The sequence below is a fragment of the Streptomyces sp. NPDC014861 genome (genome assembly GCF_043081625.1).
Lineage (GTDB): Bacteria > Actinomycetota > Actinomycetes > Streptomycetales > Streptomycetaceae > Streptomyces.
The window spans coordinates 102,211-114,224 of the sequence record NZ_JBIBWV010000011.1; the positions used below are offsets into that span (position 1 = coordinate 102,211).

The 12,014-nt window shown below is 75.7% G+C and carries 9 protein-coding genes; 4 read left to right on the top strand and 5 right to left on the bottom strand.

What is annotated here, in order from left to right:
- The first annotated feature begins 62 nt into the window (after positions 1 to 62).
- Positions 63 to 2,477 (top strand): hypothetical protein, encoded by a 2,415-nt coding sequence (locus ACF1BN_RS22590; protein ID WP_392333391.1) that lies wholly within the window; start codon positions 63 to 65, stop codon positions 2,475 to 2,477.
- Here ACF1BN_RS22590 and ACF1BN_RS22595 read toward each other — a convergent pair.
- The 5 genes from ACF1BN_RS22595 to ACF1BN_RS22615 form a co-directional block, all read right to left on the bottom strand.
- Positions 2,447 to 4,885 (bottom strand): right-handed parallel beta-helix repeat-containing protein, encoded by a 2,439-nt coding sequence (locus ACF1BN_RS22595; RefSeq protein ID WP_392333392.1) that lies wholly within the window; start codon positions 4,883 to 4,885, stop codon positions 2,447 to 2,449. The genes ACF1BN_RS22590 and ACF1BN_RS22595 overlap by 31 nt on opposite strands.
- Before the next feature lie 156 nt (positions 4,886 to 5,041).
- Complete coding sequence (locus tag ACF1BN_RS22600) at positions 5,042 to 5,650, bottom strand: hypothetical protein (protein WP_392333393.1); 609 nt, start codon at positions 5,648 to 5,650, stop codon at positions 5,042 to 5,044.
- 106 nt (positions 5,651 to 5,756) lie between these two features.
- The gene (locus ACF1BN_RS22605) at positions 5,757 to 6,581 is read right to left on the bottom strand and encodes an MOSC domain-containing protein (RefSeq protein ID WP_392333394.1); all 825 of its coding nucleotides are present in this window, start codon (positions 6,579 to 6,581) and stop codon (positions 5,757 to 5,759) included.
- Between the two features lie 55 nt (positions 6,582 to 6,636).
- Positions 6,637 to 7,155, bottom strand: coding sequence for a DUF6643 family protein (locus tag ACF1BN_RS22610; RefSeq protein WP_392333395.1), 519 nt, complete (start codon positions 7,153 to 7,155; stop codon positions 6,637 to 6,639).
- A gap of 315 nt (positions 7,156 to 7,470) precedes the next feature.
- The gene (locus ACF1BN_RS22615) at positions 7,471 to 8,718 is read right to left on the bottom strand and encodes a glycosyltransferase (RefSeq protein WP_392333396.1); all 1,248 of its coding nucleotides are present in this window, start codon (positions 8,716 to 8,718) and stop codon (positions 7,471 to 7,473) included.
- 58 nt (positions 8,719 to 8,776) lie between these two features.
- Between ACF1BN_RS22615 and ACF1BN_RS22620 the strand changes: the two genes are divergently transcribed.
- From ACF1BN_RS22620 to lnt, 3 genes are all read left to right on the top strand, one after another.
- Positions 8,777 to 9,574, top strand: a complete 798-nt coding sequence (locus ACF1BN_RS22620) for a glutamate racemase (RefSeq protein ID WP_392333397.1) — start codon at positions 8,777 to 8,779, stop codon at positions 9,572 to 9,574.
- A gap of 73 nt (positions 9,575 to 9,647) precedes the next feature.
- Complete coding sequence (locus tag ACF1BN_RS22625) at positions 9,648 to 10,208, top strand: hypothetical protein (protein WP_392333398.1); 561 nt, start codon at positions 9,648 to 9,650, stop codon at positions 10,206 to 10,208.
- Between the two features lie 142 nt (positions 10,209 to 10,350).
- Entirely contained in the window at positions 10,351 to 11,964 is a 1,614-nt protein-coding gene (gene lnt, locus ACF1BN_RS22630) for an apolipoprotein N-acyltransferase (RefSeq protein WP_392333399.1), read from the top strand.
- Positions 11,965 to 12,014 lie beyond the last annotated feature (50 nt).

Below are 12,014 nucleotides of genomic sequence, written 5' to 3' on the forward strand. Positions count from 1 at the left end.
ACGCTCGTCCGCGATCCTGGAGCCGACGTCGCATCCTCCCACTCACGAGAGGAAGCTCCTAAGTGTCCCCTGCCACACCCGCCCCCGAGCACGGGGGCGCGGCGCTCGAACTCCTCGTCCACGGAGTCGGCGGAGCCACCCCCCAGTCCATGCTGGACGACCCCAGGACCGTCCGGGTCACCGGCGACGAGACCGCCGCCGTGCACCGGCGCGCCGACGACCTCGACGCCGAGGACCATCCCGGCCGGTACGCCGCCGGGCCGGTGCCCGAGGCGTACGTCTGGTCCAACCTGACCTCGGGCGACGGTGCCCGCGCCCTGTGGCTGCTGCTCCTGCCCTTCATGGTGGTCAACCTCGCCCACTGGATGCGGCCGCCCGCCCCGGGGCGCCCCGGCCTCGTCCGGCTCTACGGCGTCCTGGTCCGCCTCCTCGCCCTCAGCCTCACCGTGCTGCTCACCGCCGCCGCCTGCGAGGTCGCCCTCGACCTGACGGCCTGGCAGTGCGCCGGCACCACGGCCTGCGCCGACGGACGGGCCTGGCTCGGCTTCGTCTCCGCCGACCGGGCCGGCTGGTGGTCGGGGCCCGGCCGCCGCCTCGCCCTCGCCGCCGTCCTCCCCGCCGCGCTCGTCGCCCTGCTCTGGTACCTCTCCCGCCGCACCTGGAGCGCCTACGAGGCCCAGCGCCCGCCCACCGAGGACGCGCCCCCGCCCACCGACCCGCCCGTGGTCACGGACGCACCCCCGCCCACCGAGCCGCCCGCACCCGGCGAGGACTCCGGTCCCGCCCCCGTACCGCCCGAGGATCCGCGCCCCGTGCTCGGCCGGCCCGGCTTCTGGTACGGGAGGCGGCTCGTCGCGCGGCTGCGCGCGGCGCACACCGCCGCCGGGTTCCTCACCGTCGCGGGCGCGCTGGCCGTCGCCCCCTCCCGTCACGACACCGGCGCCCTCGCCACCACCGGACTCGCCCTGCGGGCCGCCCTGGTGGTGTGCGCCGCGCTCGTGCTGTGGGCCGTCTGCGCCCGGGGCCGCAGCGAACGCCGGCTCGACCGGCGCGTCGAGAGCGCCCTCGTCACACGGCTGCCCGCCACCGCCCTCGTCCTCCTCGCCCTGACCGTCCTGCACACCGGCTGGGCCCGGCCCGGCTGGAGCTCGGCCGGCACCCTCCCCGGCAACGGCGTCTTCGGGATCCTCACCCTCGCCCAGGGCGGCCTCGTCGTCGCCCTCGGCGTCGTCGCGCTGCTGCTCCAGAGGGAGCGGCGCGACCCCCGTACCGCCCTCGCCGGACTCGGCGGACCCGCCACCGCCATGCTGGCCTGCGCGCTGGCCGGGGTGATGTCCGGCGGCGTCGCCCAGTGGGTCGCCGACCGCCTCGACGGCGGCGCCACCCCCGGCACCGACGCCAGCCCGCTCGCCGGACCTCCCGTGCTCCTCAGCTGGCAGGCGTCCGTCATCCCGGTCCTGCTCCTGCTGCTGCTCGCGCCCGCCGCCCTCCTCGGCGTCCGCACCGCGCTCGCCGGCCGCCGGCTGCGGGCCGCCGTCGAGGCCGACTACGCCGGAGAGCTCCCCGATCCGGTCCGTACCGGCCAGATCGCCGCGAGCCGCGCCCGCGCCTCGCTCACCGACTCCGCCCCCGTCCTCGTCGGCGTCGTCTCCGGCACCGCCCTGCTGCTCGGCGCCGCATCCGTCGCCGGCGCCTGGGCCAGCGACGAGGTCCCCGGCAACGCCTTCTCCGGCGCCCACCCCGCGATCGCCGCCCTCGCCACCACCACCCAGGCGCTCGGCTCCTGGATGATCGGCTTCGGCTTCCTGCTGTTCGTGACCTGGGGCCGCCGCGCCTACCGCGACGCCCACGCCCGCCGCACCATCGGCATCCTCTGGGACGTCGGCACCTTCTGGCCGCGCGCCGCCCACCCCTTCGCACCGCCCTGCTACGCCGAGCGGGCCGTGCCCGACCTCACCTGGCGGATGCGCGCCTGGACCCGGCACACCGGCGGCCGGCTCGTCATCTCCGGCCACTCGCAGGGCAGCGTCCTCGCCGCCGCGGCCGTCTGGCAGCTGCCGCCCGCCACCCGCGCCCGGGTCGCCCTGCTCACGTACGGCTCTCCGCTGGAGCGGCTCTACGGCCGCTGGTTCCCCGCCTACTTCGGCCCCGACGCGCTGCGCGGCCTGCACCGGGCCGTGCACTGCTGGACCAATCTGCACCGCGCCACCGACCCGATCGGCGGCCCGGTCCGCGTCCCGGCCGAGGACGGCCGCCCGGGCGTCGACGCCCCGGTGCTGCGCGACCCCGTCGCGTACGGGCGCACTCGTGCCCATCCGCTGCCCGAACCGCTCCTCGGACACTCCGACTACCAGGCCGACCCGGCCTTCCCGCTCTGCCGGACCGCGCTCCTCGACCGGCTGCTGCCCGCGATACCCCGCCAGCGAGGGGTGGAGGAGGCGGCGGATCAGGGGAGTTCGGGCAGGTCCTCCGGGTAGAGCAGGGTCAGGTCGTCGGTGTTCGCCTCGGCGAGCACCGCGACCCGGCCCGCGTGCCGCTCGACCATCGACTCGAAGGTCTGCCGCGCGGTCCGCCCGTTGCCGAACGCCGGGCCCTTCGGCAGCTTCTCGAAGTACCTCAGAAGGGCGTCGTCCGCTCCGTCCGCGAGCCGGTACTCGTGCTCGTCGGTCTGCTGCCGCACGATCCGCAGCAGCTCCTCCGGCGTGTAGTCGCCGAAGCTGATGGTCCGGGAGAAGCGGGACGCCACACCGGGGTTGACGGTCAGGAACCGCTCCATCTCGGCGGTGTAGCCGGCGACGATCACGACCACCGCGTCCCGGTGGTCCTCCATCAGCTTCACCAGGGTGTCGATCGCCTCGCGCCCGAAGTCCCGGCCCGAGTCCTCCGGGGACAGCGCGTACGCCTCGTCGACGAAGAGGACGCCGCCGCGCGCCCGGTCGAAGGCCTCCTGGGTGCGGATCGCCGTCGAGCCGATGTGCTCGCCGACCAGATCGACCCGGGAGACCTCCACCAGGTGCCCGCGCTCCAGCACCCCGAGCGAGGCCAGGATCTCGCCGTAGAGGCGGGCGACGGTGGTCTTGCCGGTGCCCGGGTTGCCGGTGAAGACGAGGTGGCGGCGGACCGAGGCGGCCTTCAGGCCCGCCTCCTGCCGCTTGCGGCCCACCTCGATCATGTTGGTGAGCGTCCGCACCTCCAGCTTGACGCTGTCCAGGCCGACCAGAGCGTCCAGCGCGCCGAGCACGTCCTCGGAGGAGCGGGGGGCGGGCACGACGGCGGACACGGGGGCCGGGGCCGCCGCCGGGGCCGGTGCGGCGGAGGTACGCGGCGGGGGGTAGGCGCCGAGCAGGCCGGGGGAGTACTGGGCGTCCGTCAGGACCGGCGCCGGCACGACCGGTTCGGGCGTCTGCGGGGTGCGGACGGCGCTCTCGTCGCCCGTGCAGTCCTCGACCACGGGCCCGTCCTCGGGGAACTCGTACCCGCCGCGCGCGCAGCGCTCGGTCCGGCAGCGGCGCAGCACGGTCCGGCAGCCGTCCATCACGTGGAAGCCGTAGCCGCCGCTGCCGGCGACCCGGCAGCCGTGGAAGGTGCCGCGGCCCTCGGCCGACACGTAGAAGCCGGCCTCCGCGGGGGAGGTGACGACGCACCGCTCGACCGTGGGGTCGGCGCCCTTGGTGACGATGACGCCGGTCTGCACGGTGTCGATCGTGCAGTTGGCGAGGGTGCCGCCGCTGCCGTGGTCGCGGAACCAGGCGCCGGTCGACGCCTCCTTGATCCGGCAGTCGTCGAGCTGGGCGGTGGCGCCGTCGCTCACCGACACGGCGGTGTTCCGCACCTGGGTGAGGTCGCTGTCCACGACGTCCACCCGGGAGCCGCGGTCGAGCACGAAGAGGGCGTCGGGCACGTCGTGCACCCGGCACGCGTCGAGGACGGCGCACGCCCCGTCGCTCACCCACACCGCCGGATAGTCCCCGGTGCTGTCGTGGATCTCGGACTGGTGGGCGTCCACGCGCGTGCCCGGGTCCCAGACGGAGAGGCCGTTGCGCCCGAAGCGGCGCACCGTCGAGCGGGTCAGCGTGAGCACCGAGCGGGACCGCAGGTCCACCGCGTTCTCCGGCACGTCGTGGATGTCGCAGTCGGAGAGCGTCAGCACGGCGTCCGTGTCCAGGGTGACGCCGTCGGCGGAGGTGCGGTGGACGGAGGAGTCGACGAGGTGCGCGCTGCCGCGGCCCGCGATCTGCACACCGGCGCCCTTGATCTCGTAGACCTCGCAGCCGATGCCCTCCAGGGCGCTGCCCTCGCCGGTGACGGCGATCCCGGCGCCGGAGGCGTGGTGCACCCGGCAGCGTTCGAGCCGCGGGTGGGCCCCGCCGCGCACCGAGACGCCGGCCTGGCCCGCGGAGACGACCTCGCACTCCTCGAAGACGCCGCCGGCGCCGTCGACGGTCGCGATGCCGACGCCGGCCGGGTTGTCCACGGTGCAGCGGCGGACGGTCGGGCGGGCCTGACCGCGCACCTCGATCCCGGCGGCGGAGCGGGTCATGATCCGGAGGTCGAGCAGTTCCGGCGTGCCGTCCTCGACGAGCAGCGCGGGCGCCGCCACGTCCTGGCCCTCGATGTGCAGGTCCTGGACGATCGCGGACGCGCGCAGCGTCAGCGGCACCCCGTCCGGCGGCGCGATCCGCACCGGGCCCGTCCCGTCCTCCGGCCCCCGCAGGGTCACCGCCCGGGTCACGACGAGGTTCTCGCGGTAGGTGCCGGGCGCGACGGTGAGGACGTCGCCGTCGCCGGCCGCCTCCAGGGCGGCGGCGAGGGAGGCGTACTCGCCCGTGCGGCGCCGCCACCGCGACGTGCCGGTGTGCGTCACCTGGACCGTGCCGTGTGCCATGGGTGTGCTCTGCCCCCGCCTCGTGCGATTGGATCCAGGATCCGGTCTCCTGGATGGTGGATCCGATGCCCCACCGTAGCGCGCGTGGAGGCGCGGGGTTGACGGGTCGTCGAGCCGCACCCGTACGGGGCACGGAAGGCTGTGTTCCGGTCGCCGTCAGCTACCGGTGCCGGTGCGGCCCCAGTCCGGTCCGACCGATGCCCAGGCGCGGTCGAGGCGCGCGTACCGGCGGAAGCGCAGCCGCCGCATCACGAGCCGCCGGACGAGCTCGACGCCGAGCCCGGCGAGGAGGGCCGCCGTCAGACCGGCGACGAAGGAGTGGGCCCGGGCGGTGTCGCCCGCCAGGGGGGCCGCGACGGCGCGGCCGTCCCGGTCGGTCCAGAGCGGGAAGGTGTCGCCGGGCGCGGTGCTGCCCCGGGAGGTGGTGACGGTTCCCGTGCGGGGGGTGCCGTCGGGCGCGGTCCAGCGGGCCACGACCGCGCGCCGGAAGCGCTGTTCGGCCGTCTGGGCGCCGGACGGGGCGGCGCCGGGCGGGAGGGGAGCGGGGCGGAGGACCCGGGCGGTGGTCTCGGTACGCCCCTGCTGCTGGGCGCGGACCGCGCGCTGGAGGGAGGCCTGGGCGGAGGAGCCGGCCGTCCAGCCGGCCAGCGGCACCGCCAGGCACAGCACGACGAGGGCGGTGAGTGCCACCCACGCCTCGACCAGGTCGGTGGTCCGGCGCAGGGGATTGCGCCGCCAGCGCCAGAGTCCGGTGATCGCGCGCATGCCGGAACCCCCTCGTTCGTCGTTCCTCGCACGAGTGTGCCCGCGGGGCGCCGGGTTCGCCTGTCGAGAGCGGAGAGCGGAGATCAGACGGGGTGGGGCGGTGGGGTCAGTCGAGGATCTTCACCGGGTCGCCGACGCGGACCGTGCCGCGGTGCTCGGGGATCAGGTTCTGGCCGAAGACGAGCTTGCCGTCCCGCCGGCGGTGCGCGGCGAGCGTCCGCAGGGGTTCCTTGCCGCGTTCGGCGGTGGTCTGGTCCGTGGTGGTCACGACGCACCGCCCGCACGGCTTGGCCACCCGGAAGGTCACCTCGCCGACGGTGAGGCGGGTCCATCCGTCCTCCGCCCACGGCTCGGTCCCGCCGACGACGAGGTTCGGCCGGAAGCGGCTCATGGGAAGCGGGCCCTCGGCGGCGTGGTCGCCCCGCGCGATCAGCCCGTTGAGCGCGTCGAGGGAGGCGGCCGAGGCGACGAGCAGCGGATAGCCGTCGGCGAGGCTCACGGTCTCGCCGGGGAGCGCGTACGCGGGATCGACGGGGCGCCGGTGCTCGGGCGCGTCCAGGTGCACCAGGCGCGCGTCCGCCTCCAGGAAGGCGGAGAACCAGGCGGCGGCCGCCTCACCGGCGGGAACCGTCTCCACGGGCTTGTCGAAGATGTCCGCGGTGAGCGTGGCCGAGGGTTCCGGCACCGCCACCACGAGGGGTTCCCGGCCGGGCCCGGTCAGCCGCAGGCCCCCGTCGGCGAGGGGCTCGGCGGTCGCGAGGGCCAGCCGGGGGTGGCGGCGCTGGGTCATGACCGTGCCCCGGGCGTCGACGACGGCCCAGCGGCGGTCGTGCGCGAGACCCCAGGGCTCCACCTCCGCCTCCGCGCGGTCGAGCGCGCGGAGGGACTTCACCGGGTGGACGTGGACGGAGCGGAGGACGGGATCAGACATGTCCTCATCCTGCCAGCCGCTCCGCCCCCGGTGAGACCTGAGCCGAGCGGGCCCGTCAGTAACCGCCGCCCTGATACGGACGGTTGTACGGGTCCTGGTACTGCGCGGGAGCCGGGACCGGCGCCGGTGCGGGGCGCGGGGCGGCCGGGCGCATCGCCTCGTAGCCGCCGGCCATCGGGCGGGCCGGCTGCGGGACCGGTCCCCCCGGGTAGCCGCGCGGCTGCACGGGCTGCTGGGGGATGTACGGCGTGGGCGCCGGCTGCAGCGGCGCGGGCGCCATCTGCGGGGCCCCGTGCGGGTAGCCGTACCCACCGCCCTGGTAGGCGGGCGCCGGCTGAGGGGACGGCGCGGACGGGAGGGCGGGCAGGGCCGGCAGGTAGGAGCCCGTAGGGGCGGGCGCCGGGTAGCCGACGGGGGCCGGGTATCCGGTGGGGGCCTCGTACGCGGCGGGCACTCGGATCGGGGCGATCTGAGGCGTGCCCCGCTCCGCGACCAGGGAGTCGTAGATAGGGGTGTCCGGGAAGGACGGCGCGGTGTGGTAACCGCCTCCATAGCTGGAGCGGGGGGAGGTCATGGCACATAAGTTAAGCCCACGATCTGCCGATTGGGGAGCCTGCTCAACACCTTCTTTGACAGGCTTCTGACGGCAGTGGATCCCCAACCAGAGCGAACATGTCAAAAACGGGCACACTTCTGTCCCATGATCGCGTAAAACCCGAGCTGGGAAGGGGTTACCGACAGGTTGGACCGTCCGGCACCGAGAAGCACCTCCGGTATGAAGAACGGATAAAGAAAAAGCGACCGGAAGGAGTGAGGGAAGTGATCTTGGGTATGCCGAATCGTCAATCCCGCGCCTCGCACGCGTCGCGCACGCGCCGAATTCACCGCGTTACTCCCCGTGTCGGGAAGCGAATTCCCCGCCCCCCGCGCCACCGCCCCCCGCGACGCCGCTTCCCGAGTGGACACGCCCCTTCCAGGCCCCGCCGCGCCCCCGGTGGTGCCGCACCGCCGAATCGACCGTCATCAGCAGGTAGAGGAAGGCCGTGAACGGCAGCAGCGGCGCCGACCACAGGGTCAGACGGTAGTAGCGGAGCATCGGCAGGTACGTCCCCGCCATCACCGCCCACGCCGCCCCGCCCGCCCACGCGGCCGGCGCGTCCCCGGACACCACGCCCGCCACCAGCGCGACCGGCGGCACCAGGTAGACGAGCGCGAGCCCGGCGACCGTCCCCAGGAGCAGCAGCGGATTGTGGCGCAGCTGGGCGTACGCGCTCCGCGCCACCATCCGCCACAGTTCCCCGAGCCCCGGGTAAGGGCGCACCGAGTCCACCCGCTCGGCCAGCCCCAGCCAGATCCGGCCACCCGCCGCCCGCACCGCCCGCGCCAGCGCCACGTCGTCGATGACCGCCGAGCGGATCGCGTCCGGCACGCCGGCCGCCACCGCCGTCTCCGTCCGCAGCAGCACGCAGCCCCCGGCCGCCGCCGTCGCCCGCGGCCGGGCGGCGTTGATCCAACGGAACGGATAGAGCTGGGCGAAGAAGTAGACGAAGGCCGGGACCACCAGGCGCTCCCAGCCGCCGGCCACCCGCAGGCGCGCCATCTGCGACACCAGGTCCCGGTCGTCGCCCACGGCGGCGGCCACGAGCCGCCGCAGACTGTCCGGCTCGTGGGCGATGTCCGCGTCCGTGAGGAGCAGGAACTCCGGCCCGCGCGCGCGTGCCAGCGCCATCCCGCGCCGCAGCGCCCACAGCTTCCCCGTCCACCCCGGAGCCGGCTCGCCCGCCGACACCACCGACAGCGGCAGCCCGCCGTGGCGCGCGGCCAGGTCGACGGCGAGGCGCACGGTCCCGTCCGTGCTCCCGTCGTCGACCAGGATCACCTCGGCCCGGCCCGGATAGTCCTGGACCAGCAGCGACGGCAGGCTCAGCGGCAGGACCTCGGCCTCGTCCCGCGCGGGCACCACCACCACGACGCCGGGCCATCCCTCCGGTCCCCCGGGCGCGGGGGAGGAGCCCGCCCGCGCGCCGGAGCCGCCCCGTGGCAGCCGCTGGTCCGTGCGCCAGAAGAAGCCCTGGCCGAGCAGGAGCCAGACCCAGACGACCAGAGAGGCGGACGCGAACCAGGCGAGGGTGCTCATTTGCCGCAGTCTGCCCCAGAAAGGCGGGGATGCAAGGGCCATCGGCTAGGGTGACCGGGTGAAGATCGCGCTCATGGACTCCGGAATCGGCCTCCTCCCGGCAGCCGCCGCGGTGCGCCGGCTGCGTCCGGACGCCGAGCTGCTCCTCTCCAACGACCCCGACGGCATGCCCTGGGGACCGCGTACCGCCGAGGACCTCACCGGACGGGCACTCGCCGTCGCGCGCGCCGCCGCCGACCGCCGCCCGGACGCCCTGATCGTGGCGTGCAACACCGCCTCCGTCCACGCCCTCCCCGCCCTGCGCGCCGCCCTCGAACCGGGGATCCCGGTCATCGGCACCGTCCCCGCGATCAAGCCGGCCGCCGCGGCCGGCGGCAAGGTCGCCATCTGGGCGACCCCCGCCACCACCGGCAGTCCCTACCAGCGCGGGCTGATCCGCGAGTTCGCCGCCGGCGCCGAGGTCACCGAGGTGCCCTGCCCCGGCCTCGCCGACGCCGTCGAGCACGCCGACCCCGAGGCCGTGGACCGGGCCGTCGCCGCCGCCGCCGAGTTGACCCCGCCGGACGTCCGCGCCCTCGTCCTCGGCTGCACCCACTACGAACTCGTCGAGGACCGCATCCTCGCCGCCCTGGCCCCCCGCCGCCGCCCCGGACTGCCGCCGGTCGTCTTCCACGGCTCCGCCGACGCCGTCGCCGCCCAGGCGCTTCGCCGCGTCGGCGCCGCCCCGGCCCCCGACGCCGACCCGACCGGCACCCTATCCGTCCTCCTCAGCGGTCGCCCGGGACCCCTCCCGGTCGCCGCCCTCGACTACGCCGCCGGCCGCCTCCTCGCGGCCGCCCCCGCGCCCACCGCCTGAAGCGTCACCGCGAGTCACCGGACGGCTCCGCTCCGACGCGCTGAACCTCGCGCCGCTGGGTAATCTTCCCGATATGAGGCATTCCAGGAAGCAGCACACCGGTGGCCGCCCGCCGACCGCCGTGTGGACCGGGCGCGCCACCAACCGCTTCCAGTGGATCGCCGCCCTCGCCGGCGCCGCCTTCATGGCGCTCGGCATCACCATCGCCGTCGAGTCGGCCTGGACCTCCGGCATCCTCGCCCTCGCCATGGCCGTCGTCGGCTGCCTCGCGGCCGGACTCCTCGTCCTCTTCGGCACCCTCGCCTTCGTCCACGTCGAGGTCCGCGTCGACGACAGCGCCATGGAGGTCCGCTGCGGCCACATCGGAGTCCCGCGCCGGACCATCCCCTTCACCGAGGTCCTCGGCGCCGACTACGACCCCAGCGTCACCCCCCGCCACTGGGGCGGCTGGGGCTACCGCTGGCGCCCCGACCGGGGCACCGCCGTCGTCGTCCGCCGGGGCGAGGGACTGGTGCTCCGGCTCGCCGACGGGCGCACCTTCACCGTCACCGTCGACGGCGCCGAGGGCGCGGTCGACTCCATCCGCCGCCACCTCCGCCGCCCCGCCCCGCCCCAGACCCCCGCCGGCGCCTGACCGGCACGCGCGCGCAGACGGGTCGCCGCCGCCGACCGGACCGCGCGTGCGCCTCGGCGCCGCCGACCGCACCGGGGCGCGGGGCCGTCCCCGTGCCGTGCCGGACCAGGCGTCAACAGGGACGCCCCGTACACTCCGCAAGGTGAGCACCACCATCTCCCCCGAAGCCGCCGGAGCCGCCGACGACGCGGCCGCGAGCGAGGACCGGCCGCGCCGCTCCGGCCGGGCCGCGCGGTTCGTCCGCCCCGGAGCCGCACTGCTCTCCGGCGTCCTGCTCTACCTGAGCTTCCCGCCGCGCCCCCTGTGGTGGCTCGCGCTGCCGGCCTTCGCCCTCCTCGGCTGGAGCCTGTACGGGCGCCGCCTCCGCGCCGGCTTCGGTCTCGGCCACCTCGCCGGCCTCGGCTTCCTCCTGCCGCTCCTCGTCTGGACCGGAGAAGAGGTCGGCCCCGTGCCGTGGCTCGCCCTCGCCGCGATCGAGGCCCTCTTCGTCGCCTGCGTGGGACTCGGGATCGCCGCCGTCTCCCGGCTCCCCTGGTGGCCCGTCTTCGCCGCGGGCGTCTGGATCCTCGGCGAGGCGGCACGCGCGCGCGTGCCGTTCGGCGGCTTCCCCTGGGGCAAGATCGCCTTCGGCCAGGCCGACGGCGTCTTCCTGCCCCTCGCCGCCGTCGGCGGCACCCCGGTGCTCGGCTTCGCGGTCGCCCTCTGCGGTTTCGGCCTCTACGAGGCGGTCCGCCTCGTCCGCCTCCACCGCGCCGCCGGCACCGTCCCGCGCGGACCGCTCGCCGCCGCCGCGCTCTCCGTCCTCGTCCCGGTCACCGGCGCCCTCGCCGCCCTGCCGCTCGTCAGCGACGCCGCCGAGGACGGCACCGCCACCGTCGCCGCCATCCAGGGCAACGTCCCCCGCCTCGGCCTCGACTTCAACTCCCAACGCCGCCAGGTCCTCGACAACCACGCCGCCCGCACCCGCGAACTCGCCGAGGAGGTCGAGGCCGGGACCCGGCCGCAGCCCGACTTCGTCCTCTGGCCGGAGAACTCCTCCGACATCGACCCCTACGCCAACCCCGACGCCGCCGCCGTCATCGAGGGCGCCGTCGACGCGATCAAGGCCCCCACCGTCATCGGCGCCGTCATCGCCCCGCCCACCGGGAAGCTCCGCAACACCCTCATCCAGTGGGAACCCGGCAAGGGACCCGTCGCCACCTACGACAAGCGGCACGTGCAGCCCTTCGGCGAATACATCCCCCTGCGCCCGGTCGTACGCCTCTTCAACAGCAACGTCGACCGCGTGGCCCGCGACTTCGGCCCCGGAGACAAGGTCGGCGTCTTCGACCTCGCCGGCACCAAGGTCGGCCTCGCCACCTGCTACGAGGCCGCCTTCGACTGGGCCGTCCGCGACACCGTCACGCACGGCGCCCAGCTGCTCACCGTCCCCAGCAACAACGCCACCTTCGGCCGCAGCGAGATGACCTACCAGCAGCTCGCCATGTCCCGGGTGCGGGCCGTCGAGCACAGCCGGGCCGTCGTCGTCCCCGTGACCAGCGGCGTCAGCGCCGTCATCCGCCCCGACGGCGAGATCGTCTCCCGGACCGCGATGTTCACCCCCGACTACCTCGTCGAGGAAGTCCCCCTGCGCTCCACGCAGACGCCCGCGACCCGGCTCGGCGCCCTCCCGGAGGCCCTGCTCGCCGCCGTCGCCGCCGCCGGACTCGGCTGGGCCGCGACCCGTGCCGTACGGGCTCGCCGCGCGCGGCCCTGAGGCCGGGGACGGACCCGGTCGGGTGATCGTCGGATGACCTAGGGTCGAAC

What these genes read in the sequence shown, in the direction of transcription:
- ACF1BN_RS22595 (WP_392333392.1), bottom strand. Translation starts at nt 4,885, where the DNA reads ATGGCACACGGCACGGTCCAGGTGACGCACACCGGCACGTCGCGGTGG.
- ACF1BN_RS22600 (WP_392333393.1), bottom strand. Translation starts at nt 5,650, where the DNA reads ATGCGCGCGATCACCGGACTCTGGCGCTGGCGGCGCAATCCCCTGCGC.
- ACF1BN_RS22605 (WP_392333394.1), bottom strand. Translation starts at nt 6,581, where the DNA reads ATGTCTGATCCCGTCCTCCGCTCCGTCCACGTCCACCCGGTGAAGTCC.
- ACF1BN_RS22610 (WP_392333395.1), bottom strand. Translation starts at nt 7,155, where the DNA reads ATGACCTCCCCCCGCTCCAGCTATGGAGGCGGTTACCACACCGCGCCG.
- ACF1BN_RS22615 (WP_392333396.1), bottom strand. Translation starts at nt 8,718, where the DNA reads ATGAGCACCCTCGCCTGGTTCGCGTCCGCCTCTCTGGTCGTCTGGGTC.
- ACF1BN_RS22625 (WP_392333398.1), top strand. Translation starts at nt 9,648, where the DNA reads ATGAGGCATTCCAGGAAGCAGCACACCGGTGGCCGCCCGCCGACCGCC.